Source organism: Actinomyces oris, from assembly GCF_001553935.1.
Lineage (GTDB): Bacteria > Actinomycetota > Actinomycetes > Actinomycetales > Actinomycetaceae > Actinomyces > Actinomyces oris_A.
In genome coordinates this window covers 1,081,658-1,107,343 of sequence record NZ_CP014232.1, presented here as the reverse complement: position 1 = coordinate 1,107,343, position 25,686 = coordinate 1,081,658, and the positions used below count along the sequence as shown (strand labels likewise).

The 25,686-nt window shown below is 69.3% G+C and carries 21 protein-coding genes and 3 tRNA genes; 18 read left to right on the top strand and 6 right to left on the bottom strand.

The features are described from left to right. Positions 1-245: 245 nt before the first annotated feature. The 4 genes from AXE84_RS12980 (at position 246) to efeB (ending at position 4,436) form a co-directional block, all read left to right on the top strand. On the top strand, positions 246-416 hold the full coding sequence (locus tag AXE84_RS12980) for a hypothetical protein (protein ID WP_167542040.1): 171 nt from the start codon (positions 246-248) through the stop codon (positions 414-416). Between the two features lie 124 nt (positions 417-540). Continuing rightward, positions 541-1,467, top strand: coding sequence for an iron uptake transporter permease EfeU (gene efeU, locus AXE84_RS04675; RefSeq protein ID WP_060957032.1), 927 nt, complete (start codon positions 541-543; stop codon positions 1,465-1,467). 47 nt (positions 1,468-1,514) lie between these two features. Next, positions 1,515-2,843 (top strand): iron uptake system protein EfeO, encoded by a 1,329-nt coding sequence (efeO, locus tag AXE84_RS04670; RefSeq protein ID WP_060957031.1) that lies wholly within the window; start codon positions 1,515-1,517, stop codon positions 2,841-2,843. Positions 2,844-2,888: 45 nt separating this feature from the next. Further along, on the top strand, positions 2,889-4,436 hold the full coding sequence (gene efeB / locus AXE84_RS04665) for an iron uptake transporter deferrochelatase/peroxidase subunit (RefSeq protein ID WP_081093069.1): 1,548 nt from the start codon (positions 2,889-2,891) through the stop codon (positions 4,434-4,436). Positions 4,437-4,625: 189 nt separating this feature from the next. Here efeB and AXE84_RS04660 read toward each other — a convergent pair whose 3' ends face one another. Beyond that, positions 4,626-5,876, bottom strand: a complete 1,251-nt coding sequence (locus tag AXE84_RS04660) for an MFS transporter (protein WP_060957030.1) — start codon at positions 5,874-5,876, stop codon at positions 4,626-4,628. Between the two features lie 115 nt (positions 5,877-5,991). On the opposite strand from AXE84_RS04660, the gene AXE84_RS04655 reads away from it, so the two are divergent. Next, positions 5,992-6,585, top strand: coding sequence for a TetR family transcriptional regulator (locus tag AXE84_RS04655; protein WP_060957029.1), 594 nt, complete (start codon positions 5,992-5,994; stop codon positions 6,583-6,585). A 33-nt stretch (positions 6,586-6,618) separates the two neighbouring features. Beyond that, a complete protein-coding gene (locus AXE84_RS04650) occupies positions 6,619-8,022 on the top strand; it encodes an amidohydrolase (RefSeq protein ID WP_060957028.1) in 1,404 nt (467 codons plus the stop codon). Positions 8,023-8,029: 7 nt separating this feature from the next. Here AXE84_RS04650 and AXE84_RS04645 read toward each other — a convergent pair whose 3' ends face one another. Both AXE84_RS04645 and AXE84_RS04640 read right to left on the bottom strand, forming a co-directional pair. Continuing rightward, entirely contained in the window at positions 8,030-9,268 is a 1,239-nt protein-coding gene (locus tag AXE84_RS04645; protein ID WP_060957027.1) for a diacylglycerol/lipid kinase family protein, read from the bottom strand. Between the two features lie 122 nt (positions 9,269-9,390). Then, positions 9,391-10,335: a LysR substrate-binding domain-containing protein gene (locus tag AXE84_RS04640; RefSeq protein WP_010612834.1), complete on the bottom strand. Its 945-nt coding sequence runs from the start codon at positions 10,333-10,335 to the stop codon at positions 9,391-9,393. Between the two features lie 559 nt (positions 10,336-10,894). Between AXE84_RS04640 and serS the strand changes: the two genes are divergently transcribed. From serS to AXE84_RS13235, 8 genes are all read left to right on the top strand, one after another. Beyond that, complete coding sequence (serS, locus tag AXE84_RS04635) at positions 10,895-12,175, top strand: serine--tRNA ligase (protein WP_060957026.1); 1,281 nt, start codon at positions 10,895-10,897, stop codon at positions 12,173-12,175. 10 nt (positions 12,176-12,185) lie between these two features. Then, positions 12,186-13,319: an HAD family hydrolase gene (locus AXE84_RS04630; RefSeq protein WP_060957025.1), complete on the top strand. Its 1,134-nt coding sequence runs from the start codon at positions 12,186-12,188 to the stop codon at positions 13,317-13,319. Further along, positions 13,319-14,956, top strand: coding sequence for an ABC transporter substrate-binding protein (locus AXE84_RS04625; protein ID WP_060957024.1), 1,638 nt, complete (start codon positions 13,319-13,321; stop codon positions 14,954-14,956). Before AXE84_RS04630 ends, AXE84_RS04625 begins: the two co-directional genes overlap by 1 nt. Before the next feature lie 287 nt (positions 14,957-15,243). After that, positions 15,244-16,593: an AGE family epimerase/isomerase gene (locus tag AXE84_RS04620; RefSeq protein ID WP_060957023.1), complete on the top strand. Its 1,350-nt coding sequence runs from the start codon at positions 15,244-15,246 to the stop codon at positions 16,591-16,593. Between the two features lie 228 nt (positions 16,594-16,821). Beyond that, a tRNA-Ser gene (locus AXE84_RS04615) sits at positions 16,822-16,907 on the top strand. Between the two features lie 289 nt (positions 16,908-17,196). Next, on the top strand, positions 17,197-18,612 hold the full coding sequence (locus AXE84_RS04605) for a DHA2 family efflux MFS transporter permease subunit (RefSeq protein WP_060957021.1): 1,416 nt from the start codon (positions 17,197-17,199) through the stop codon (positions 18,610-18,612). Between the two features lie 144 nt (positions 18,613-18,756). After that, the gene (locus tag AXE84_RS13240; protein ID WP_236750155.1) at positions 18,757-18,975 is read left to right on the top strand and encodes a hypothetical protein; all 219 of its coding nucleotides are present in this window, start codon (positions 18,757-18,759) and stop codon (positions 18,973-18,975) included. 6 nt (positions 18,976-18,981) lie between these two features. After that, positions 18,982-19,191 (top strand): hypothetical protein, encoded by a 210-nt coding sequence (locus tag AXE84_RS13235; RefSeq protein WP_236750154.1) that lies wholly within the window; start codon positions 18,982-18,984, stop codon positions 19,189-19,191. Between the two features lie 144 nt (positions 19,192-19,335). Here the strand turns inward: AXE84_RS13235 and AXE84_RS04595 are convergent, their stop codons facing one another. Continuing rightward, on the bottom strand, positions 19,336-19,722 hold the full coding sequence (locus AXE84_RS04595; protein WP_060957020.1) for a VOC family protein: 387 nt from the start codon (positions 19,720-19,722) through the stop codon (positions 19,336-19,338). A 104-nt stretch (positions 19,723-19,826) separates the two neighbouring features. Here AXE84_RS04595 and AXE84_RS04590 point away from each other — a divergent pair, with 104 nt between their 5' ends. After that, positions 19,827-20,810, top strand: a complete 984-nt coding sequence (locus tag AXE84_RS04590; protein WP_060957019.1) for a helix-turn-helix transcriptional regulator — start codon at positions 19,827-19,829, stop codon at positions 20,808-20,810. Between the two features lie 101 nt (positions 20,811-20,911). Here AXE84_RS04590 and AXE84_RS04585 read toward each other — a convergent pair whose 3' ends face one another. Continuing rightward, the gene (locus AXE84_RS04585; protein ID WP_060957018.1) at positions 20,912-21,622 is read right to left on the bottom strand and encodes a DNA alkylation repair protein; all 711 of its coding nucleotides are present in this window, start codon (positions 21,620-21,622) and stop codon (positions 20,912-20,914) included. Positions 21,623-21,875: 253 nt separating this feature from the next. Here AXE84_RS04585 and AXE84_RS04580 point away from each other — a divergent pair. The 3 genes from AXE84_RS04580 to AXE84_RS04570 all read left to right on the top strand — a co-directional run bounded on the left by AXE84_RS04580 (position 21,876) and on the right by AXE84_RS04570 (position 23,675). Further along, positions 21,876-21,965 (top strand) — tRNA-Ser (locus AXE84_RS04580). 210 nt (positions 21,966-22,175) lie between these two features. Then, positions 22,176-23,447 (top strand): hypothetical protein, encoded by a 1,272-nt coding sequence (locus tag AXE84_RS04575; protein ID WP_236750151.1) that lies wholly within the window; start codon positions 22,176-22,178, stop codon positions 23,445-23,447. A gap of 152 nt (positions 23,448-23,599) precedes the next feature. Next, positions 23,600-23,675 (top strand) — tRNA-Arg (locus AXE84_RS04570). A 103-nt stretch (positions 23,676-23,778) separates the two neighbouring features. Here AXE84_RS04570 and AXE84_RS04565 read toward each other — a convergent pair. Continuing rightward, complete coding sequence (locus AXE84_RS04565) at positions 23,779-25,623, bottom strand: alpha/beta hydrolase (RefSeq protein WP_060957016.1); 1,845 nt, start codon at positions 25,621-25,623, stop codon at positions 23,779-23,781. Positions 25,624-25,686 lie beyond the last annotated feature (63 nt).

Sequence of the window (25,686 nt, the reverse complement as noted above, 5' to 3'; positions counted from 1 at the left end):
ACTGGAGGAGGGTTGGGTGCACTCCGGGTAGGTGGGGTCTTCGTGCAGTACGTACAAGCCTTGGCCAGTAGATCCCCACCCTCGTGGAGTAGGCAGACTCGGCCGGTTGTGGGTCGAAGTGGCGGCTGCGGTTCGCGCCGAGGACGTACTTTCCGATCGAGGACTGCGTTGTCCTCCAGGCTACTGCGTTTTCCCCGCAGTCATCTGGGGGAGAGCGCAGTCCTGGTGCCAAAAGTAAGTCCTCGATGGGGCGGTGGCTCCCGCAGCGCGGGTGGCTGGGCCGTGATGGACTCTCGCGCGGCCTGAACGATCTGCCCCGCCCCACTGCCCCCTCCGGCGCCATCCAGGAGCGCATGCTCGCCAAGCCCGAGGAGCGCCGCGACGTCGTCGGCCAGAACTGCCCCGGGCCGGTGTGACCGGCGAAACCGGGCTTCATCCCACAGGAGCGCGATCAACAGGACTCTTTGGCGGTGAGATCGTCTAAGGCTAGGCTTACCTTGACCGTCGTGACCTGAGATTGATTCGTGACTTGGAGGTCGAGTGTTTCTCGCCAACCTGCTCATCGCCCTGAGGGAGGGCCTGGAGGCGGCGCTCGTTGTCAGCATCATCGTCGCCTACCTCGTCAAGGCCGACCGCCGCGATGCCCTGCCCAAGCTGTGGCTCGGGGTCGGGCTGGCGGCGCTGATCCCGCTGGTCGCCGGCGCCATCATGACCTGGGGCCCCAAGACCCTCACCTTCCAGGCCCAGGAGATCCTCGGCGGCACCCTGTCCTTCGTCGCCGTCGGCATGGTGACCTGGATGATCTTCTGGATGGGGAAGAACGCCCGTGAGCTCAAGGGCGAGCTGGAGGGGTCGCTGTCCAAGTCCCTGTCCGCAGGCAGCTCCGGCTGGGGCGTCGTCTGGATCGCCGTCGTCGCCGTCGGGCGCGAGGGAGTCGAGACCGCCCTGTTCGTGTGGGCCACCGTGCGCTCCAGCATCGAGAGCTCCACCATGCAGACGACGGCGGGCGTCATTACCGGCCTCGTCCTGGCCATCGTGCTGGGTGTCCTCATCTACCAGGGCGCCGTGCGCATCAACCTGCGCGTCTTCTTCGCCGTGACCGGCTACTTCCTCGTCGTCGTCGCCGCCGGCATCGTCGCCTACGGCGTCGGTGACCTGCAGGAGGCGAATGTTCTTCCCGGCTTCACGAACCACGCCTGGGACCTGTCCCGCTACCTGCCCGACGGCGCCTCGCCCTTCCACTGGCTCTACGTGCTGCTCCAGGCCATGTTCCAGTTCAACCTCCAGCCCACCGTCCTGCAGGTCGTGGGCTGGTGGGTCTACATCGTCCCGACCCTGGTTCTCCTCACCCTTCAGATTACGGGCCGATGGTCCTCGCCCGCGCGCGCAGTCGAGGCCACCCCGGCGGCCGCGAGCGCCGAGGAGTCCGACGTCGAGGAGCCCGCCGACGCCGTCGCGACCCCCTGACCTCCCTCCCCACCCCTGTCCACGCCACTCCTCGCAAAGGAAAGACCATGCCCACCATCAAGCGACGCAATGTCCTCACCCTGCTCCCCCTGACCGCCATGGGCCTGGGCCTGGCCGCCTGCGCCGACAACCCCAAGAACGCCAAGGGCGGCGCCTCCGGCTCCGGGTCGCCCCAGGAGATCACGGTGACCCTCACCGACGACGCCTGCAAGCTCTCCTCGACCTCCTTCCCCTCGGGCGTGGTCACCTTCACCATCACCAACTCCGGCTCGGCCCCCAACGAGCTGGAGATCCTCACCGAGGACAAGCTCCAGATCGTCTCCGAGCAGGAGAACATCGGCCCCGGCACCACCACGAAGCTCACCACCTCCCTCAAGGAGGGCACCTACTACGCCGCCTGCAAGCCCAACATGGTCGGCGAGCTCAAGGGCGTCACCGAGCTGAAGATCACCAAGGGCGCCGCCGTCGACATCAGTGCCGACGAGGCCAAGGCGCGCGAGGCCGCCGTCACCAACTACACCGCCTACGTGCGCGACCAGACCGGCCAGCTGCTCACCGCCACCCAGGGCTTCGTCACCGCTTACACCTCCGGCGACACCGACACCGCCAAGAGCCTCTACCCGCTGGCGCGCCAGTACTACGAGCGCATCGAGCCCACCGCCGAGTCCTTCGGCCTCAAGGAGGCCGGCGACCTCGACGCCGCCCTGGACACCCGCGTCCAGGACCTCGCCGCCGGCGCCGGCAAGGCCGTCACCGACAAGGACGTCCTCGCCGGATGGACCGGCTGGCACCGTATCGAGGCCGACCTGTGGGCCCAGGACTCCTCCAGCCCCTTCAAATTCGCCGACGACGCCTCCCGCAAGAAGGTCGCCGACCAGCTCAACGCCGACACCAAGTCGCTCTACGACCTCGTCTACGGGAACATCACCGGCGCCAGCGGCAAGAAGTTCGAGCTCGGGCTCGAGGATGTCGCCAAGGGCGCCTCCGGCCTCCTTGAGGAGGTCGCCAGCTCCAAGATCGTCGGCGAGGAGGAGACCTTCTCCCACACCGACCTCTACGACTTCCAGGCCAACGTCGAGGGTGCCAAGGTCGCCTACGGCAACGTCGAGGACCTCATGAAGAAGAAGGACTCCAAGCTCGCCGAGAAGATCACCGGCCAGTTCACGGCGGTTGAGAAGCTCATCGCGAACCACGTCTCCGGGAAGGCCTCCAACGGCCAGCCCACCTACGTGGACTACTCCACCATCGCCTCGGTCCAGAAGGACGCCGGTGAGACCCCGGACAAGAACGCCTACACCGACACCCAGCGCAAGTTCTCCGACGCCGTCAACGCCCTGAGCGAGTCGCTGTCCAAGGTCGCCGGAACCGTCCTCTGAGGCGGCGGCGCCAGAGCAACCCGGACACCCCGGAAGGAGACAGCAGTGAGTGGCAAGCCGGCCCACGAGTCGGGCACCTCCCCGGTCGCCGACGACGCGGCCCAGGACGAGACCCTGGACGAGCCTCAGGACAAGACCGCGCGGGCGCAGCAGGAGTCGCAGGCACCGACGTCGGAGGGCCCGGGTGACAGCTCCTCGGCCTCCGACGCGGCCGAGCAGTCCGAGGGGGCGAGCACCCCCGACGGGGCTGACCAGCCGGAGAAGCCGGATGCGACCGGGACGCCCGGATCAGCCGGGACGCCCGGCGCCAAGGGCACCAGCCGCCGCGCCATGTTCACCGGTGCGGGACTGGGCGCCGCGCTCGCGGGCCTGGCCGGTGTGGCCGGGGGCCGCGCCTGGGAGGCCTCCCGCCGTCCCGAGGAGGCCATCCTCACGACCTACCCCTTCCGGGGTGACCACCAGGCGGGGATCACCACCCCCGCCCAGGACAACATGTTCACCGCGGCCTTCGACGTCTCTGCCACCGACGTCGAGGAGCTCAAGACCCTCCTGTCCGAATGGGCCGTGGCCGCCGAGCAGATGACCGCCGGCGAGCTCATCGGCGGCCAGCCCAGCTCCAACAAGCAGCTGCCGCCCAAGGACACCGGCGAGGCATGGGGCTACAAGCCCAACGGCCTGACCATCACCTTCGGCGTGGGCAAGGGCCTGTTCGTCGACGCCGACGGCAAGGACCGCTTCGGCCTGGCCGCCAAGATGCCCGCCGTCCTCAAGGAGGGCATGCCCTCCTTCGCCGGAGACCAGCTCCACGCCGCCCAGTCCGACGGCGACCTGCTCATCCAGGCCTGCTCCAACGACGCCCAGGTGTGCGTCCACGCGATCCGCAACCTCACCCGCATCGCCTTCGGGACCGCCACACTGCGGTGGAGCCAGGTCGGCTACGGTCGCACGTCGTCGACCTCCGTGGACCAGGAGACGCCGCGCAACCTCTTCGGCTTCAAGGACGGCACCAACAACATCAAGGCCGAGGACTCCACCGACCAGCTCAATAAGCACCTGTGGGTCCAGAAGGGCGACGACGCCGCAGCCGCGTGGATGACGGGCGGCACCTACTACGTGGCCCGGCGCATCCGCATGCTCGCCGAGATCTGGGACCGGCTGCGGCTCATCGAGCAGGAGCAGACCATGGGGCGCGACAAGCGCTACGGGGCGCCGCTGAGCATCACCAACCCCACGAAGTCCTCCGAGGAGTTCACGGCCGTGGACTACAAGGCAAAGGACGACAAGGGCGAGACGCTCGTGCCGGCCGACGCGCACATCGCCGTCGTCTCACCGGAGCAGAACCAGGGGCGCCGGATGCTGCGCCGCGGCTACAACTACACCGACGGCTCCGACTCCCTGGGGCAGCTGCAGACCGGCCTGTTCTTCATCGCCTTCGTGCGTGACCCGCGCACGAACTTCTACCCGATCCTGGACCGCATGACCAAGAGCGACGCCCTCCAGGAGTACCTCAAGCACGAGGCCTCGGCGCTGTTCGCGATCCCCCCAGGCATCAAGGAGGGCGACACCATGGTGGCCGCCTCGCTCTTCAGCTGAGGACGGGGAGGGGCGGTCCGGGCGGGCCGCAGTGGTGGCTGCGGCCCGCCCGGAACGTACTTTCCGATCGAGGACTGCGCTTTCCTCCAGGCCACTGGGATCTCCCCGTCGCCATCTGGGGGAGAACGCAGTCCTCGTTGCAAAAGTACGTCCTCGATGGGCCGGGGGCTCGGGCGAGCCGGGCGGTGCTCAGCGGTCGACGTCGGCCAGAGCCTTGAAACCGGTGATCGCGGCCAGTGCCACGGCCAGGATGCTGCTCAGGGTGAGAGCCAGCGTCCGGAAGGTGGGCGACGACGTCGCCAGGAGCGGGCCGGCGCTCGTGCCGACGAACAGGATGAATCCGTTGAGTGCCATGCCGCTGCCGCGGTTGGGGGCGGACACCTGCCCGTAGAGGCTGATCATCGCCGGCACAGCCAGCGCGACCCCTGCGACGTACACGATGCTGCCGGCCACCAGGCCCGCCAGGCTCTGCGCCAGCAGTGCCTCGCCGAGCATGCCCAGCGCCGACACCCCGAAGCCCAGTCGGGCCGTCTGCGCCCAGGACCACCTAGCCGCGATCCGGCCCGCAACGAGGCTGAGGAACATGACCGGCAGGGCTGCCAGGCGAATGAGAACGATCGTCGACGGCCGCATGCCCTGCGACTCCAGGTGCCCGCCGATCCCTGTGTACATGGCGACGAACACCATGAGCAGCGTGACATGCGCCAGGCTCAGCGCCACAACCGCAGGCCTGAGCGCGAGGCGCCCCAGGGATGCGAACTGCCCCCGCAGGGAGGAGCCCGAGGGGCCGGAGGTGGAAGCGGCGTCGTGCACGACGGCGAGGACGGCCGCCAGGGCCACGGCCAGCAGTCCGCCACACAGGGGGAAGAACCACCGCCACCCCAGGTGCAGCGCGACCAGCGAGGCCAGGACCTGGCCAAAGATGCCCGCCACGAGGAACGACGTCGACATTGCCCCGATCGCCCCGGCCCGCCTGGATGGTGCCAGCGCCTCGGACAAGTAGGCCAGGGCCACGGGTGCGAAACCGGAGGCGCTCAGACCCTGGATCGCGCGCAGGGCCGCGAGTGCCGGTAGGGACGGGGCCAGGGCGCAGCAGACGGTGGAGATGGTGAGGGTACCCAGCGCGAGCGCCATGGTTCTCCTCCTGCCGTAGTGGTCAGAGACTGGCCCCCAGATGAGGAAGCCTGCGGCGTAGGTGAGGCTGAAGGCCGTCGACAGGGCGACGGTGGCACTGCCATGGAGGTCGGTCGAGATCGGGGTGAGCAGGGGGATGGCGGCGTACAGCTGGGTCAGGACGAGCAGTGCGGTGACCACGAGGGCCGCGGTAGCTCCGCTGTCGGCGGGGTAGGTGGGGGAGGGTGACCGAGTCGCCGACTGGCCTGATAGCTCGGGGAAGTGAGTGACGTCGGGATGCTGATCGGGTCGGTGTTCGGGAGACATGAGAACCCCTTTCCAACGAAAGCGTTGGAAGTGACCCTAGTAGACTGGAAGGGGAAGTGCAACGGTAGCGTTGGAGTTTGTCGCCGGCGCTCGCGGACAGGGAAGACGGAGTGTCATGGCCTGGGACACCGAGGGAACCAAGCGCAAGATCAAGGACGCCGCCACCGCCGAGTTCACCCGCCGTGGGCCCGCTGGGACCACCGTCGAGCGGATTGCCAAGCGGGCGGGGGTCAATAAGGAGCGCATCTACAACTACTTCGGCTCCAAGGACCGCTTGTTCTCCGCAGTCCTGCGCGACGAGCTGACCAGGGTGGCCGAGGCTGTGCCGCCCGCCTTCGACGCGGGGGAGGACGTGGGGGACTACGCCGGGCGCCTCTACGACTACCACCGGCAACGCCCCGAGCTCATCCGGCTCCTGTGCTGGGAGGCCCTCACCTTCGACGACGAGGTACCCGAGGAGGAGCTGCGGCGCGAGCACTACCAGCGCAAGATCGCCGGGGTGCGCAGTGGCCAGGACTCCGGCGTCCTGACCCGGGACATCGACCCCGGGGCGCTCATGGTCATGCTCATGTCGCTGACCGGCTGGTGGTCCACCGTGCCTCAGGTGGCCCGGATGCTGTGCGGGCCCCTCGAGGATGAGGAGGCGCACGAACGTCAGCGCGCCGTCGTCGTCGACGCGGCCCGTCGGCTCGCCGCACCTCGCGACTGAGCGCGGGGAGGCCGGCTGGGCCAAGATAGGGCCATGCGCGACCTGAACGACTTGACCCGCCCCACCGTCCCCTCCGGCGCCATCCAGGAGCGCATGCTCGCTGAGACCGAGGAGCGCCGCGGCGTCGTCGGCCCTGCACCGGCCCTGCCCGACGACGCCGGAGCCTCCACCGCCCTGCGCGCCGCCCTGGGGCAGGCCGTCGCCGAGCTGGCCCCGCAGATCGTCGAGCTCTCCCACGACATCCACGACCACCCCGAGACCGGCTACGAGGAGCACCACGCCGTGGCCACGGTCGCCGAGCTCCTGCGCCGCCACGGCATCGAGCCCGAGGTCGGCGTCTACGGCATGGACACCGCCCTGCGCGCCGAGATCCCCGCGGCCGGCAGCACCGGCGGTGCAGACGCGGCGGCCGGAGGCTCCGGTGAGTCGGCCGGCACCATCGCCATCCTCGCCGAGTACGACGCCCTGCCCGGCATCGGCCACGGCTGCGGGCACAACGTCATGTGCGCCAACTCCGTGGGAGCCTTCCTCGCCCTGGCCGCCCTGGCCCGCACCCGCCCAGGCGCCCTGCCCGGCCGCGTCGTCCTGCAGACCACGCCCGCCGAGGAGAACTCGACCGCCAAGGAGATCCTGGCCGTGCGCGGCATGCTCGACGGCGTCGACGCGGCCATCCAGACCCACTCCTACGCCCACGACGTCACCCACCAGACCTGGCTGGGCGTGCGCCGCCTGCGCGTCATCTTCCACGGCGTGCCGGCCCACGCCGCCTCCCAGCCCTTCATGGGCCGCAACGCCCTGGATGCCGCGACCCTGGCCCTGACCGGCATCGGCCTGCTGCGCCAGCAGATGCTCCCCATGGACCGCCTCCACGCCATCATCACCGACGGCGGCCAGGTCCCCAACATCATCCCCGAGCGCACCGAGCTGTCCATCATGGTGCGCTCGAAGTACCTCGAGACCCTCAAGGAGATCGCCGAGCGGGTCGAGGAGGTCCTCCACGGCGCCGCCCTCATGACCGGCACAGGCGTTGAGATCCTCACCTCCGAGTACTGCAACGAGGTCCCCGTCCGCGACAACGGCCCCCTGCTGACCTCCTGGGTGCGCTCCCAGCGCGAGCGCGGCCGTGACCCCCTGGCCGCCGGGGTCCTGCCCGAGACCATCGCCGCCGGCACCGACTTCGGCAACGTGTCCCAGCGCGTGCCCGGCATCCACCCGCTCATCAAGGTCACCGACCGGCCCGACATCGCCCTCCACACCCCCGCCATGACCGAGGCCGCCGGCGCCCCCACCGGGGACGCGGCCGCGCTCGACGGCGCCTACGGGCTGGCCGCCGTCGCCCTGGACTGGCTGCACGACGCCGAGCTGCGCCGGGCCGTGCGCGCCGACTTCGAGGCCACCGGTGGGGCGATCGACGTCGCCGACTTCTGGGAGGAGTGAGGCGGGCTTAGGCCGCCGGGCGGCGGATGAGCAGCGCCCCGGGGTCGATGCGCACCCGCATGCCCTGCGTGGGCGCCAGCAGGTCGCCGTCGACCTCCACCAGGGCCGGCGCCGAGAGCTGGACGGCCACCTCCCCGCCGCGGCGCATCACCACCCGCCCCAGCGAGCGGCCGGACTCGGAGTAGTGCGCCGCGTAGGGCGGCAGCACCTGGCGCGCCAGTGAGCTCCAGCCCGCCAGGCCCGCCACCGTGTCGATGGCGGCGACGTCGAGCAGGCCGTCATCGGTGCGGGCCTGCGGCAGCAGGGTGATTCCGGCCGGGAGCCGGCCGCCGTTGGCCACCAGCAGGTTGCGGGCCCGCAGGCGCTCCACGCGCCGTGCGCCGGCCTCGTCCAGGAGGCTGAGCACCAGGTCCATGCGCGGCGAGCCCAGGTTCTCCATGGCCGCCAGCGCGTAGGCGCCCCAACCGACCCGCGCCTTGAGGGCCGGGCGCGTGGAGGCCACCAGTCCGGCGTCGAAACCGATCCCGGCCACCACCATGCAGGCGTGCTCGTCGCCGAGTGTGGGCCGGGTCCACTGATGCGGCCGGCGGGTCGCCCTCTGGATCGTGCGCACGGCCCGGACCGCCTCAGCCGACAGCTGCCGGGAGTCGGCTGGGTTGGCCGGGTTGGCCGGGTCGGCAGGAGTGGGCGGGGAGTCCGGCGGCGCTGCTGCGGCTGGGCTCGTCAGGGGTGTGGAGGGTGTGGAGCCGGTCCGTCCGCGGGGGGCGCCCGATGACGCCGGGTCGGAGAGGATGTTGGGATCGGTCCAGGGCTCGGTGCGCACCCAGGCCAGATCGGCGGCAAGATCGACGCCGTGGGCCACCACCCGGGCCGCGGCCCGGGCGTCCCCGACCGGCACCCCGAGGTTGCGGGCCGCCAGGTTCGCCGTGCCCAGCGGGACGATGCCCATCTGGGCGCCGGTGCCGGCCAGGCCGGCCGCCACCGAGCGCACCGTTCCGTCACCGCCGGCGGCCACCACCAGCTTCGCCCCGGCCGCCAGGGCCAGGCGCGCCTGCATCATGCCGGGCTCGGAGACGCTCGTCTCCAGCCACACGGGCCCGGCGTATCCGGCCTCGCGCAGCTCGCCCTCCAGCAGGGCGCGCACCGCGGCAGTGACGCGCGGCTTGGAGGGGTTGACGACGACGCAGGCCAGTGGCCGCCCGGTGCGCGTCGTCGCCCGGGTGCCGCCGTCGGTGCCGCACGTCATAGGGGCAGGCTAGTCGCCCCGGCGGCCCCAGGTCACGGCCCGGCGGGGACCGGTGGGGACCGGCAGGCAGGAGCGGACCCGTAGAGCTTAGGCCGCCGGCGAGTGAGACCCCGGAGGAGGGTTCAGGCCACAGCCAGAGCCGTGACGGGGGCCACGGGCAGATCGGCCTCTCGCACCAGGTGCGAGATGAGCTCGGCCAGCTGGGCGAAGTCGGCGCCGCGGGAGGAGGAGACCCGGTGCACCAGGCCCATGCGGCGCATCGGCGCCTCGTCGCCGAAACGGGCGACGCCGTACTCCGAGGAGGGGGTCAGCAGCTGGAGCGCCCCCTCGGGGATGATCGTCACGCCGGAGCCGTGGGCGACCATGCGGGTGACCGTGGACAGCGTGGTGGCCACCGCGACCGGGGGCTGGGAGCCGTAGCGCTGGCACAGGGCCAGGGTCTGGTCGCGCAGGCAGTTGCCCTCGTCGAGCAGGAGGAGGGGCTGGTCGTCGAGCTCGGCGGGGCTCACGTCCGTGCGGCCGGCCCAGGGGTGGTCGGCGGCGGTGAGGACGACGAGCCGCTCGTCGAACATCGGGATCGCGGTGGTGCGCTGGAGGTCGTCCTCCAGGGCGATGATGGCGGCGTCGAGGCGCCCCTGGGCGAGCTGGTCGAGGTTGTCGCCGGTGACCATCTCGCGCAGGTCCAGGTCCATCTGGGGCAGGGCCTCGCGCAGACCATCGATGAGAACGGGGGCCAGGTAGGGCGCGATGGTGGGGATGACGCCCAGGCGCATCGTGCCGCTCAGGGCGGCGCCCTGGCTGGAGGCGGCCTCGTTGAAGGCCTCGGCGGCCAGGACGGCGTCCCGGGCGTAGGGCAGTAGGGCCTCGCCCAGGGAGGTGACCAGGACACGACGGGTGGTGCGCTCCACCAGCTCGCCGCCGACGCGCTTCTCCAGTGCGGTGATGGCCTGGGACAGGCTGGGCTGGCTGACTCCGAGCGCCGCGGCGGCCTCGCCGAAGTGCTGGTGGTCGCACAGCGCTACGAAGGCCCTCAGCTGGGAGAAGGACGGAGATGATGTGGTCGGCATGAGTGGTGGTCCTGTGGTCGGGGCCCGCATGCGTGGCGGTCGGCGAGCCTGATATGACGGAGTGACAGAAAATCGGGGACAGACGACTAGCCGGGAGGAGTGGGGAGGACGATGCGGTGGGGTGTGGACGAGCCTCCAACGTGGCGGCTCGGAAACACCGTCGGGAACGATAGGGTGCACCGATTGAAATGGATTCTATTCACAGGTGGATTGCGTTGGTAAGAGGGGTGTGGGTCACGTTCGCCGTCGGGCGGTAGTGCGGGTGGGGGTGAGCGTGTATGGGGCGCGGCCTCGCCGGCCCCACCCCGCGACCGTCTGATCTCCCGGATCATTCCTGGGATTCAGGGCCCCCGGGTGGCCCCGACGACGGACCGGCCGTCGGGGGATCGACGTCGAATCCCGCCCGTTGCGCCCTCCAGTGTCGGCTCGGCCACGTACCCGTGACTTTGGTCGTCCCCGACTCGCTCCGCCTCCGCAGCCCGCCGCGCTCGCGGCCCGGATCGGACCGGGGCGCTGCCCGAATGCTGTCCGGGGCGCGGTCCTGACTACACTCGGGACCATGATCGACCTGCGTGCGCTTCGTGAGAACCCCGAGCCCTTCCGCGCCAGCCAGCGAGCCCGTGGAGCCGACGTCGATCTCGTCGACCGCGTCATCGCCGCCGACGAGACCCGCCGTCAGGCACTGGCCGCCTTCGAGAACCTCCGCGCCGAGCAGAAGCAGGTCTCCCGGTCCGTGGGGAAGGCATCCCCGGAGGAGCGCCCGGCGATCCTGGCCAACGCCAAGGAGCTGGCCGAGCAGGTCAAGGCCGCCGAGGCCGCCTCCTCGGCCGCCGCCGCCGAGCTCGACGACCTGGCCCGCCAGTTCGCCAACCTCATCGAGGGGGCGCCCTCGGGAGGCGAGGAGGACTACGTCGTCCTGCGCCACGAGGGCGGCGAGCCCCGCGACTTCGCAGCCGAGGGCTTCGAGCCCGCCGACCACCTGGCGATCGGCGAGGGCCTGGACATCATTGACACCCGCCGCGGCGCCAAGGTCTCCGGCGCCCGCTTCTACTACCTCAAGGGCTGGGGCATGCGCCTGGAGCTGGCGCTCATGACGGCTGCCCTGGACGCCGCCGTCGCCCACGGCTTCACCCCGATGACTACCCCCACCCTCGTCACCCCGCAGGTCATGGGTGGCACCGGCTTCCTGGGCGCCCACAGCGACGAGATCTACTACCTGCCCGCCGACGACCTCTACCTCACCGGCACCTCCGAGGTGGCCCTGGCCGGCTACCACGCCGACGAGATCCTCGACCTGTCCGCCGGCCCCAAGCGCTACATGGGCTGGTCCACCTGCTACCGGCGCGAGGCCGGGGCCGCCGGCAAGGACACCCGCGGCATCATCCGCGTCCACCAGTTCAACAAGGCGGAGATGTTCTCCTACTGCCGCCCCGAGGACGCCGAGGCCGAGCACGCCCGGCTCCTGGCCATGGAGGAGGAGATGCTGGCCCTGGTCGAGCTGCCCTACCGGGTCATCGACACCGCCGCCGGGGACCTTGGCTCCTCCGCCGCCCGCAAGTTCGACTGCGAGGCCTGGCTGCCCACCCAGCAGCGCTGGATGGAGGTCACCTCCACCTCCAACTGCACCACCTACCAGGCCCGCCGCCTGGCCGTGCGCGAGCGCCGCGAGGGCGGCACGAGCCCCGTAGCCACCCTCAACGGGACCCTGGCTACCACCCGCTGGATGGTCGCCATCCTGGAGAACCACCAGCAGGCCGACGGCTCGGTGCGCGTGCCCGCGGGCCTGCGCCCCTACCTGGGCGGCCTGGAGGTCATCGAGCCCGCTGAGGCCACCGCCTGAGGGCCGCCCCGTGAACCCCGCGCCCACCTCCAGCCCGGGTGCCGGCCGCGAGACCGACGCCGTCGGCGAGCCCGCCGGCTCCGCGCCCACCGGCAACGGCCCGGCCGTCAACCCCGCCACCGGCATCGCCCCGGCCGGCCAGCCCCTGACCCAGCTGGGCGGCTCCACGGAGTACGTCGGGCACCTCGAGGACGGCTCCGGACAGGCCGAGGGCACCGGCGAGCGCGCCTTGCGCCGTCGGCCCCTGGACCACGAGGAGTACCACGCCCTCGTCCAGGACCGGATGCGGGACCTCGACGCCCTGGAGGCCGCCGGCGGCGCCAGGCTCGCGCCCGGCCACGGGCTCGTCGTCGCCCTCGACGTCGATGGCACCATCCTGGACATGGACGGGCACGTCTCGGAGCGGGTCTTGGCCTCCGTCGCCCGCCTGCGCGCCCACAAGGTCCCCGTGGTCATCTCCACCGGCCGCGGGATCGCCGCCGCCATGCCGGTGGTGCGCCACCTGGGGCTGTCCGCCGGCTGGATGGTGTGCGCCAATGGCGCCATGACCCTGCGGCTCGACCCTGACGCCCCCGGCGGCTACGAGGTCGTCGACTCGCGCACCTTCGACCCGCGCGCCGCCATCGAGACCCTCCACGCCGCCGTGCCCGACGGGATCCTCGCCGTGGAGGACCCCGGTGTCGGCTTCAAGGTCTCCCGGCTCTTCCCCGACGGCGAGCTCATTGAGGACCAGCGGGTCGTCACCTTCGACGAGCTCGTCTCCCAGCCGGTCACCCGCGTGGTCCTGCGGGCCCCGGGCATGCCGGTGGAGCGCTTCTCCCAGATCGTGGCCGACTCCGGGCTGCACTCGGTGGAGTACGCCATCGGCTGGACGGCCTGGCTCGACGTCGCCCCCGAGGGCGTCACCAAGGCCTCCGCCCTTGAGGCGCTCATCGCCCGCCTGGGCACCGACTCCGCCCACGTCCTGGCGGTCGGGGACGGCTCCAACGACGTCGAGATGATCGAGTGGGCCGGAGCCGGCGTCGTCATGGGTAGTGCGCCGCAGTGGGTGCGCGACCGCGGCGATATCCTGACCGAGCCCGTGTGGCGGGACGGCTGCGCGGCCGTCCTGGACGCCCTCATCGAACGAGTAAGGCACCCCTGATGCGACAGTCCCCCCTCCCTGTCTCCCAGCACAACTCCATCCCTGAGGAGCGCGCCGCTCGCGCCGCCGGCCCGTCCGGTGGGGCGGGCGTCCCCGGCCGAGGGCGTGCGAGCCGTCGGCTGCGCCGGAGCGTCCGCCTCCTGGCTGCGGCCAGCACCCTGACCCTGGCGGCCGCCGCCACCGCCGCCTGCTCCGCCGGTGGGACGGGCTCGGCCGCGGCCACCGGCTGCGCCGCCTACCAGGCCTATCAGGGCCACAAGGGCGCCACCGTCACCATCTCCAGCAGCCTGACCGGTACCGAGGCCGAGCGTTTCGAGGCCTCCGTGGCCGAGTTCGAGAGCTGCACGGGCATCAACATCGAGCACACCGGCACCACCGAGCTGCGCTCCCAGCTGCTCAACGGCTCGGGAGCCAACCTGTCCACCAGCTCGGGGGCCTCGCCGTCGAGCCAGGACAACCCCGAGAACCTGCCCGACCTGGCTATCGTGCCTCAACCCGCCATGGTGGCCGAGCTCGTCGACACCGGCGTCGTCCACCCGCTGCCCAACAAGGTCAACAGCAACGTGGAGGCCGGCTGGGACCGGCACTGGATCCAGGTCGGCATCCACGCCTCCGTGCCCTACGGCGCCCCGCTCATGGTCTCGCTGAAGTCCCTCGTGTGGTACTCGCCGGACGCCTTCGCCAAGGCCGGCTACGAGGTGCCCGACACGTGGGCCGAGCTGGAGGCCCTCACCAGCAAGATCCGCTCCGACCACCCCGACGGCTCCGTAACGCCCTGGTGCGTGGGCGCCGCCGATGGCGAGTCCACTGGCTGGGTTCTCACCGACTGGCTCGAGGACGCCCTGCTGGCCACCCAGGGGCCCGGCGTCTACGAGACCTGGGCCTCGCACCGGTCGCCCGTCGACTCCCCGAACGCGGTGGAGGCCCTTGGCGCCGTCAACTCCCTGGTTCTGGACAATGGGCGCGTCGCCGGTGGGCGCGGCTCGGTCATCTCCCGCACCCCCGTGCAGGCCGGGGCCGAGCTGGTCAAGGGCAGCTGCCTCATGCTGCACGCCTCCTCCTCCTTCGAGAGCCGCTTCCCCGAGGGCACTGTCATCACCGACGCCGACGGCGCCAACCCGGTGACGGTCCAGGCCCCCCACCCGACCGCGAGTGCCACCGCCAGCGGGGCGACCGGGGCGACGGCGTCGGCCAAGGGCACGGCGGGTGCGACGACTCAGGCGGGTTCGGCTGGAACGAAGGTCTCGGCCTTCGTCACTCCGGCGGCGGACCGCGGCTCGGACTCGGTGCTGGTGGGCACCGACTACCTCGTGGCCTTCACCCGCTCGGACGCGGTCAGCGCGGTCATGGAGTACCTGACCTCCCAGGAGTGGGCCCGCACGCGGATGGCACTGGGTGGGGTGGCGACCGCCAACCAGGGTGTTGACCCGGACCTGGCGCCCAGCGACGTCGGCCGGCGCGCCACCAGGATGCTCCAGTCGCGCCAGACGACCGTTGAGATGGACGCCTCGGACTCCATGCCGGTGGGCGTGGGCAGCAGCGCCCTGTGGGTCGGGCTGAGCCGGTGGGCGACCGGGACGGTGACCCCCAAGGAGGCGCTCAAGCAGGCCGAGGCCGCCTGGCCCAAGCAGAAGTAGCCCCCGGGCGGGACCCGCAGGCCATGGGTACGACGTCGGCTCTGAGGCTTCCGCCCTGAGCCGACCTCCTCCACGAAGGTCGGGATCTACTGGTCGAGGGTTGTGCGTACTGCACGAAGGCCCCACTTACCTGCAGTACACCCAACCCTCCTCCAGTATCACCCCACCCTCGTGCATTGCGTGCCGGCGAGAATGGGCGCCACTCGGGCAGCCGGGAGCAGCCTGGAGCATTGATCCGCATCAGGTGGGTGGATAGCCTTGGATCCCCAGCGATTCAAGGAGGACTCATGGGACTGGGATGGTTCGGCGCCCCCGAGCACAAGCGTTGGCTGGCCTACGAGACGCACGCGCTGCTGCACTACGCGCGCGCCGCGCAGGTGCCTACAGGATTCGGGTGGATCGGTCAGGACGGCGAGGTGGACCCCGCCCATCCCGTCGAGCTGTGGATCACTGGCCGCATGACCTTCGCCTTCTCCCTGGGGGCGCTCATGGGGATCCCCGGCTGCCGCCGCTATGCCGACCACGGCGTGCGCGCCCTCAACGGACCCTTGCGCGACCCGGTCAACGGCGGCTGGTACTCGGCGATCGGCCCTGAGCCCGACGCCGAGGGGCGGGGCCTCCCGGTGGACCGCGACGCCCGCAAGGAGTGCTACCAGCACGCCTTCGTGCTCCTGGCCGCCGCCACCGCGACGGCCGCCGACCGGCCCGGTGGCCACGAGCTGCTGCGCGACGCCATCGAGATCCAGGACCGCTACTGGTGGGATGAGGGCCAGCAGATGCCGGTGGAGTCCTACGCCGCCGACTTCACCGACTCCGAGGACTACCGGGGCATCAACGCCGCCATGCACACGGTGGAGGCCTACCTGGCCACCGCCGACGTCACCGGTGAGGTGCGTTGGCTGGAGCGGGCCCTGAAGATCACCGACTTCGCCGTCAACGTCCAGGCCCGCGAACACGGCTGGCGCCTGCCCGAGCACTACTCCGCCTCCTGGGAACCGCGCCTGGACTACAACCGCGACGAGCCCGCCCACCCCTTCCGGCCCTACGGCGTCACGCCGGGCCACGGGCTGGAGTGGGCGCGCCTGACGGTGCAGCTGCGCGGGGCGCTCATCAACCGCTCCATGAGCGCGCCGGAGTGGATGCTGGAGGCCGCCGAGCACATCTTCGATCAGGCCCGCACCGATGGCTGGCGGGTCGACGGCGCCCCCGGCTTCGTCTACACCACGGACTTCGACGGCAAGCCCGTGGTGCATGAGCGCATGCACTGGGTGGTCTGCGAGGGCATCTCGGCGTCGGCCGCCATCCGCCAGGCCCTGCTCGACGACGGGCGTGGGGAGATCGACGTCGAGCACTACGAGCACTGCTATCGGGCCTGGATCGACTACGCCGAGGAGTTCCTCATCGAGGCGCCCGGCGTGTGGACCCATGAGCTCGACCGCGACAACCAGCCCTCGACCCGCACCTGGGCCGGGCACCCGGACATCTACCACGCCCTGCAGGCCACCCTCATGGCGCGCCTGCCGGTATGGCCGGCGATCGGGCAGGCCCTGGCCGAGGGGCGGCTCGACGAGCCGAACTCCCTGCTGCCGGCGCGCGCCAGCAAACCGCACCGGCGCGGGTTCTTCGGGCGGGCCTAGGGGCCGGTGCGGAGGTGGGGCCGGGCCGCGGGGCCGCGGGTCAGCGGTGCGGCCGGGCCGCGCGTTCGTAGGGTAGGTCGCGCGTTCGTACCCTTACCCCTCGAACGCGAGGCATAGGGTACGACCGCGCCGTCGGCGACCGGTGGGCTCGGACCGGTGGGCTCGCAGTGACCGCGGGCCCGCCGGGATGGTAGGGTCTATGCCTGTCGCGCCCGGTGGGTGCGGCCTGGAGAGGTGACAGAGCGGCCGAATGTGGCGGTCTTGAAAACCGCTGTGCGCCTGGCGCACCGGGGGTTCGAATCCCTCCCTCTCCGCTCAAGTACCGCAATACCAACTAAAACTCACCGAGGTGTTATGAGTTGGGTGAGTGTGGCGGCGTTTTCGTTGCCGGTGAGCTCGGCGGCCATCGAGTGCAACCTGATGATTCTCCAACTCGAGAGCCAGTCCCGCATCGGTCTGACGCAGCGGTCAGCCATCTCAGCAATGGCATCTACGTCAATAGTGGGAGAGCTGGGGAGAGGCCTCGACCTTAATGTGGTGACGACACTGTGATGACCAAGAGAGACACCTTCTGCGATACCGAACTGACGAACGGGGGGGGATATGACGGAAGATTCTCTAGACATAACAGTCAGCGCTCGGCAGTGGATCGGGTTGTGCGCGTTGGCTGGTGGGTACTTCATCGCTCTCCTCGATCTGACAATTATTAACCTCGCAGTTCCCTCGCTGACACGGGACCTGGGCGCGTCCACAGCACAGGTTTTCTGGGCGGTCAACAGCTACGGTCTCGTCCTCGCACTGGCGATCATCCCGTCAGGTCGTTTAGGTGACCGATTCGGGCACCGACGCCTCTTCCTCCTGGGAACGATCGTCTTGGCAGTTGCCAGCCTCGCCTGCGGTGCCGCGACCTCTCCGTTCGTCTTGATCGCCAGCCGGTTCCTTCAGGGGCTCGGTGCCGGCATGCTGGTACCGCAGACTCTCACGCTCATCGGCGTCACCTTCCCTGAAAATATCCGTGGGCGCGCAGTCGGCATCTGGGGGTCAATTGCAGGAACTGCGTCCGTCGTCGGCCCCCTTGCTGGCGGAGTATTGATTGATGGGCTCAGCTGGCGCTGGGTCTTCCTCGTCAACCTTCCGATTGCTGTTCTTGTCGTGATTCTGGGCATGAGAAGTCTTCCGATCGAGGTGGTCCGGTCCGTGAGGGTTGATTTCGTGGGAACCTTTCTTGCGGGCATCGGCCTTGTGGCACTTCTCTATGGAAGCCTGCAAGGCCCCCATGCGGGCTGGGACCCGCTGACCATTGCTTGCCTGCCGTTCGCTGTGCTCTGCCTGTTTGCTTTCTTCCGGTATGAACGCCGTGCGGATCCGGCGTACGCAGTTTTTCCGCAGTCTCTTCGCAAGAATCCGCGGTTCCTCACTGCTGCCGTATTCGGTCTAATTGTGGCCCTTGGTGTATTCACCTTGACATTTCTCGTATCGAACTACATTCAGTCCGTGATGGGGCAAGCGGCAGTCTGGGCGGGGGCTGCTCTTGCGCCGGCGTCGATTGCTTCTGTGGTCACAGCACCTATCGCGGGTTACTGGGTTGATGAAGGAAAGGCCCGCCTCGTGCTACAGATCGGCTTCGGGGCGTCCGCGATGGGAACCGCCCTGAGCATGCTGATTGCCGCTACTGGGGTTTCTTGGATGTGGTTCCTGGGGGCGACTATCGTTTTCGGTGTCGGAAATGGCTTCTTGATGGCGCCACTGACAACAGTAGGTATGGCCGCACTGAGGAGTGACGAGTTCGGTGCTGCATCCTCCCTTCTCAACGTCCTTCGCCAAGCCGGTCCCGTGCTAGGGGGAGCTGTTGTCGGGCTCTTGATACAGGTGCTCGCTGCCGCGCCTACTGATGTCGACCCGCTGGGGCTATCGAGGTCGACCGTTGCCTGGGTGTTGAGTGTTCCATTGCTGCTGTTTTTTATCGGTCTCTTTGTGTATTCGTTCGTTCCGAGGTCGCTGGTGTCGGCAATGGACTGAGGTGGTTTCGCCTCAGAGTTCTTCCGTGCATTCTGGCATAGTATGGGAGGGTATATCTCGTGGAGGTTACACAGATTGAGGTCTGACCGATGTCCGGCGCTACTCTAGGTTTCTGCCGCACGGAGTGAGAGGAGGTCGCAGTTAATGTCTGAGTCCAGTGCAGAGTTAGACGAATTACGTCGCCGCATTGATGAGCAGTCTCAACGCATCGAAGGGTCGCAGGATGCCTTGCACGCCTTGTCTATAGCGGTCCAGTTTCGGAAGGAAGAGCCTTACCTGGCCTTCCAGGCCGAGCACGGTATCGCCGGGCGGCGAAGGATTGCTCTGAATGCGGCCATCAACGGAGTGCTGTCTCGAGCGTAGGGACATGTGCGCCCGCTCAGCTCAAGGGTTCGTGAAGAACTCCGGGAAGACTATCCAGCCCTGGCCAAGGCGTATGCGCCGGAGGCGATCGACTGGGACGAGGCTGTCCGTATCGTCGGTGAGCTGCTGGGTAGTGAGCATCTCGGCAGGCAGGCGCTGGAGGCGCATCGCGCCCGTGGCTTGGGGCTGGAAGGCCACCGAGCGCTCTCTCGTTGACCGACCTCCGCACTGTGGGCGGGGTCTGTCAATGTTGGCGGTTCTCACTCGCACTCAGGCGACAGCAGCCGTCTTGAGGAACGCACAGCTTGCGGAGCGTCGGGGCCTGCACCTGGTGACGGGCAGGGTGCCGAGGGTCTCGAGTCAGACGAAGCTCGAGGTATCAGTGGCGCACACACGCAGGCGGTGCCCATCGGGGTCTGTTGCCACAAAGGTGTAGCCGAATTCGAGGACGGTCGGCTCCAGAACCATCGGAATGCCCAGCTTCTTCCATTGCGCGTGAAGACGATCGACGTCGGCACGCTCGACGTTGCTGAGACTCAGTTCGGTCCCGCCTACGTATGGCTCGGCAGTGGGTTCAATCTCGTCGGCTGCCTGCAGGCCGAGAGTGACGTCGTCGGACAATGCGAAGACGCTGAATCCTGGATAGGTCTTGATCGGTTCATGACCGAGAATCTGGCTGTAGAAGGTGGTACTCGCCTCGACGTCGGAGACGTAGAGGATGACGCTGTTGGGAACGAAGGTCGTCATGGTGATGCTCCTGAGACTCTCACGGGTATACGAGGTGGGCGGACGGCGTCGAGGTTAGAGACCATTGGTGCCACCTTGTGTCACGTACGTGCGAGGATGAGCCGGTGCGTGCTGACCGCTTGCTGTCCATGATCTGGCTGCTGCGTACCCATGGTCGTCTGTCCGCCTCGGATCTGGCTCAGCGGCTGGAGGTCTCACGGCGCACCGTGCTGCGGGACGTTGAGGCGCTGTCGGCTGCGGGCGTGCCCGTATGGTGCGAGCGAGGACCTCATGGGGGAGTGAGAATCGACCCCGGCTTTCGCATTGACGTGACAGGACTGAACCGTGAGGAGAGCCGAGCCCTCTTCGCCGGTCTCACCAGCTGGGGTGCTGCGCCACTGGGCCTTGGTGACGCCCTCGCCTCCGCGTCTCGCAAACTGCTCGCCGCCGTGCCCGACAGCCATCGAAGCCGGTCCATTGGCATTGCCTCGCGCGTCGTGGTCGATCCTCAAGGATGGCTTCCCCTTCCCGAGAGCGAGCGGGCCGACGCCGTCTTCCAAGCTGTTCAGGAAGCGGTCTTGACGCGCCATCGACTGCGTATGGTCTTCCGTCACAAGTCGAGGACGACGACGCAGGACGTCGTCGATCCGCACGGAATAGTTGCCGCTGGTCGCAGCTGGTACCTGTGCGCCTCACACGGCACCGAGGTTCGATTCACCAAGCTCTCTCGGATCGAAGAGGCTGATGTACTCGCTGAGGAGTGTGCTGACGACTCCGGCTTCGATATGGCCGCGGCATGGCGGAAACAGCGTGAGGAGTTTCTTGAAAGGTTCGAGGCGATCACAGCCACTGTCTGGGTGCGGGACGAGCGTTGGAGTGATGTGCAGGAGTGGACGTTGCGCGCAACGACGACCGAGGCAGAGGGTGAACCTCCCGGAGATGACGGATGGACCTGTCTCCAGCTGGAGTTCATGGACCACCTGCATGCCATGACGATTCTGCTTCGGCTCGGTCCGGATGCCTGCGTCGTCACCCCCAAGCGCCTGCGACAGGACCTCCTCGACTACGTGGACCGCATGCGTGAGCGGTACCGTGCCGATGGGAACTGATGGCATGCGGCTGAGGCAGCACGCTCGCACGTGCCCCGACGGCGAGGAGCGGCAGAGCACTGCGCGGCCCGCCGCATGCCCCGCCGGAGGTCGCCCCGGCCTCACAGGCGCTTGAGGGCCTCGCGTCGGCTGAGTGGGGACAGGCCCGGATGCGCCTGGACGAAGGCGCGCACCCAGTCGCCGTCCGTGCGTGCGTAGTCGCGCAGCGCCCAGCCGATGGCCTTGCGGATGAAGAACTCCGGGTCCTCCTGGTTGACCTCGATGACATTGGTGAGCAGGTCGAGGTCCGTGTCGGCCTTGTGCTGGAGCTGACAGAGGATGGCGCTGCGCCGCACCCACATATCCGGGTCGGTGGCCCACACACGCATGCGGGCCACCGCAGCCGGATGCTCACGCACCACCAGCCCGACGGCGTGGGAGGTCTCATCGACCAGATCCCACCACTGCCCCGTGCGCAGAAAGTGCTCGTAGAGCGCCAGAGACTCCATGCGTCCGGCATGCGACGCGGAGAGCTTGGCGCGGATGACGGCCAGCGCCGCATAGCGCTCCTCGCGGCGAGCAGCTCCATCCCACAGGCGCCGCAGCGCCACCTCCCAGGTGGCGGCCTCAGCCCACACATCGCTGTGGGCGGCGGCGATCCGTTGCGCGAGGCGCCGCGTGTCCGGGACCCCGACGCCGTACATCGCCATCTCGGACTTCAGGTACGCCCGCTGCTGCTCGGCGCGGGCAGGGTCGCCCGCCTCCTCCAGGGCCCGACGCACATCGGTGATGAACTCTGCGACCCGCGCATCCGCCTGTCCGTTCTCCGCCATCCTCGCTCCTCCTCGCCTCGCAACGCGCTTCCACAGACCTATCACTGACATGATGGCCCCACGTGGTGCCGGCACGCGAGGCCTGGAACCCCTAGGCCCCGGGTCGTGAACGAGGGCCCCATGACACCTACGCAGCCGGCGGCCTCGTTGCCTCGTCTTGAAGCGCCCGCACCGTGTCTTCGGCGGTTTGCTCACGCGGCATCCTCCCGGTAGGCTGCCCGTGCGTCCCGCGGCGGAGCCGTGGGAAGGCGATGGAGATGTCGCATAGTGGCCTAGTGCGCCTCCCTGCTAAGGAGGTTGGGGTGGAAGCCCCTCGGGAGTTCGAATCTCCCCATCTCCGCCACCGCGATAGCCCCGGTGCGCAGCAGCGTGCCGGGGCTTCGTCGTTGCCGGAGCACCCGTCGCGGCGGCCCCGGAGACCTCCCAACGGCCGGCCGAGACCGCGAATCGGCCCTGCGGTCGCAGCGTTCGCCTCTGGCCGATCGGGGTGCCTGTGTGTCTTCCGGCGCAGATCCGGGATAGCGTGATGCTGTACTCGACTGAGAGGGACCTCATGTCTGACCACGACGCAACCCAGCCGCCGACCTCCGGCTCGCCCCGCCCCAACCAGGGCGATGAGTTCAACGCCCGGACCGTCCTCATCAACCAGGACATGCTCGACGCCGCTCGCGCCGAGCAGCAGACCCCGGGGCAGGCTCCCGGCGCCGTCCCTGGTGCGGCTCCCGGCGCCCAGGCCGGATCGTGGCGCCCAGCACAGCCCGACCTGCCCGCTGGGCCGCCCCCTGAGGAGCAGACGCGCGCCTTCTCCGCAGGTGCCGCGCAGGCGGCCGCCCAGCCCGGTGCGGCACCCGCCGACCCCTACATTCAGGCCAGCCCCTTCGCTCAGCAGAGCGGGGCCACCCAACCGGCGCCCTACAACCCGCCGACCCAGTTCGGCCAGTCCGACTCGACCGGCAGCGGCGGCCTCGGTACTGCTCAGCCCGGTGCGGCGTCGGCTGACCCCTACGCGCAGGCCAGCCCCTTCGCTCAGCAGAGCGGGGCCGCCCAGCCGGCGCCCTACAACCCGCCGGCGCAGCCCGCCTGGGGTGGGGCACCCGCCGACGACGGCGCCGCAGCCGCGTCGTCGCCCTTCGCCCAGTCCGCCCCCGGGATCCCCTCGGCCCCGGGCACCTCCTCGGCCTCCGCCGCCGGTGCGGCTCCAGGCGGCGAGGCGAGTCGGGGGGCCTCGCAGTGGCCCGGTCAGCAGCCCGCCCAGCACTCGCACCCCTTCAGCGGGGGCCGTCAGGACGGCGAGGTCGGCATGTCCTCGGTCTTCCCCACGGCGACCGCACGCGCTGAGACCGAGCAGGCCACGGAGGCCTTCGTCCCCGACGCGACTCAGGCGGTCGCCTCGTCCGCGCCGTCGTCCTCAGCCTTCCCGTCGCAGAGCTCGGCCCCCCAGTGGGGCTCGGCCCCCTCCTCCGACGCCGCAGCCGGGCAGGCCCCGTCCTTCTCCGACATGGTTCCTACCGCAGCCGGCTCGCCCTTCGATCGGCCGGCAGGAGGCGGAGCCCTGGCAGCAGCCCGCTCCGAGGAGGTCGAGACCGCGGACTCCGTGGGCAGCTGGATGCTGACGCTGTTCCTCATGGCCATCCCCGTCGTCAACCTCGTCTGGCTGCTCATGCTCGTCTTCGGCAGCGGCCACTCCGCCAGCAAGAGGAACTGGGCTAAGGCCTCTCTCATCTGGATGGTGATCAGTGCCGTCCTGAGCATCGCCTTCTTCTTTGTGCTCAGCATGCTCGGTTACTCGCTCTTCGCTATCAACCAGAGCGCCAGCGTCGGATAGCGCCCAGTAGTTCGCAGGTGCGCTGCCGTCACAGCGCTCAGGGCCGCAGCCCCGTCCTCGGCGGGGACTGCGGCCCTGTGCCCATCCTCACGGGGATTGGATTTGTCCCCTGGGTGGACGCTGAGTAATGTTCTTCCCGTCGGCAACGACATGCGCCTGTAGCTCAACGGATAGAGCATCTGACTACGGATCAGAAGGTTGGGGGTTCGAATCCCTTCGGGCGCACCAACACCCCGTCATCGGCTGAACAGTCGGAGCCGGGGTGTTTTCCATGTCTGGGACTCCCCGGCTCCGACGGCGCGGCCACCTGAGCCGCTGCTGACCTGCTGTGTCAGCCGGCCTCAAAGCCGGACGGACGCTCACGTCCAGCTGGATGTGCAACTCCGGCCGGAGTCTCCTGACCGGCCTGGGGCTTCGGGTTCGCCGCGCAGACCTCGCCGTCGGAGGGAAGCGCTCCCTTGACGAAGTAGTCGTTCACCTTCGCGGTTGTGCAGGAATTGGGGCCGGTCGCGCCATGGCCGTACATGTCGACGCTCAGCAGGTGACTGTTACGGAGCCTCGACACCAGCGCCTTGGACCACGGGTAGGGGGTGGTCGGGTCGTGCAGGATGCCGATGACGAGCACCGGGTTCGTGGCGTCGACGTCGACATCGACGGGCTTGGTCTTACTGGTGTGCCCCCAGCCGTGGCAGTAGGCGTCGTGCTGGGGCAGCAGGGGGTGGAAGACCGGGTAGTCACGGCGGTAGGAGGTCAGTGCCGCATCCCAGCTCGCCTGGTTCCCGGTGTCTGGGAAGTCGAGGCACCGGTTGGCCGAGAAGGCGTACACGGATTGGAGCAGCTCGACGGTCTGCTCCTCGGTCCCAGGAGACTCCTCACCACCCGAGAGGGACTCAGCATTCTTCATCAGGGTGGTGCCGTCGTGGGCGTTCATGGCCCGAGTCAGTCCCTCGGTGAGCAGCGGCCAGTTGTCAGGTGAGGCGACGACGAGCGTTCTGATCGCCGTAGTGGCCGTGTCCCGGTCCACGGGGTCTCCGCCGTCGGAGACGGTCAGCGGATGGGCGTCCAGGCCGTTGAGGAAGGTCGCGAGCCGGGAGACGGCCTCATCCGTTGTGCCGCTCAGGGGGAACCCGGCCTGGCCGTGCTGAGACTCGATATAGGTGCGCAGCGTCTGCTCCCCGGCCGCCGCATCGCCTTCGAAGGCCTGCTGCCGGGACAGGGTGGGGTCCATGGCGCTGTCCAGGACGACGCGCCCGACGTTGTCGGGGAAGAGCTCGGTGTACACGGCCCCCAGGTAGGTGCCGTAGGAGTACCCGAAGAAGTTGAGGTCCTGGTCCTTCACCAGGGCCCGCATGACATCCATGTCGCGGGCCACCGAACGGGTGTCCATGTGGTCGAGGATCTCGGGGACCTCCGTGTACTTCTGGCAGGCCGTGGCCTCGCGCGATCCCTTCGCAACGATGTCGGCGGCGCTGCCCGGCGTCAGCTGGGAGGGCGCCTCGGCCCGCCCGGCCATAATCGCCTGAACGTCGTCGGGGGACCAGCAGGTGATGGGGGTGGACTGGCCGATGCCGCGCGGGTCGAAGCCGATGACGTCGTAGTTCTCCAGGACCCCCGACAGGCCGCCGCTCGTGTAGAGCCCGGCCTGGGCATTGATGAGGGAGATACCGCTTCCCCCGGGGCCTCCGGGGTTGAGGAAGACCGAGCCCCGAGGGGAGGAGCTCGTCGAGGGCAGCTTCTTGAGGGCCACCGTGATGGTCTTGCCCTGCGGGTGGTCGTAGTCCAGGGGCACGGTCACGGTGGCGCACTTGAAGGCGGTGCCGGTGGCGCCGTCGGGGCAGTCGGTCCAGGTGAGATTCTGACGGTAGAAGGACTCCAGCCCCTTGGGGATCGTGGCCCCCGTGGACCCGTTGGATCCATGGGAACCGCTGGAACCGCCGGAACCGTTCGAAGAACTGTTGGAGCTGTTGCTGCCGGTCGGCCGGGAGGTACCGGCGGCACTGCCGGTGTTGGTGCTGTTGTCCAGCACGACGGCGTGCTGGGCTCCTTGCGCGGGTGGGGTGGCGACGGCTGTGGCGCTCGTGCCGAGCATGCTGCAGGCGGTGAGCGCACCGAGCAGGGTGAGGAGGGTCAGTCGTGAGGTGGTCTGGGGTGGTGAGGATGTTTGTAGGTGTTTCATGGCCACGATTCTCCCGCCTCCAGGAAGAATAGACCATGCGGTTGACTGGACGGATGATGTCGG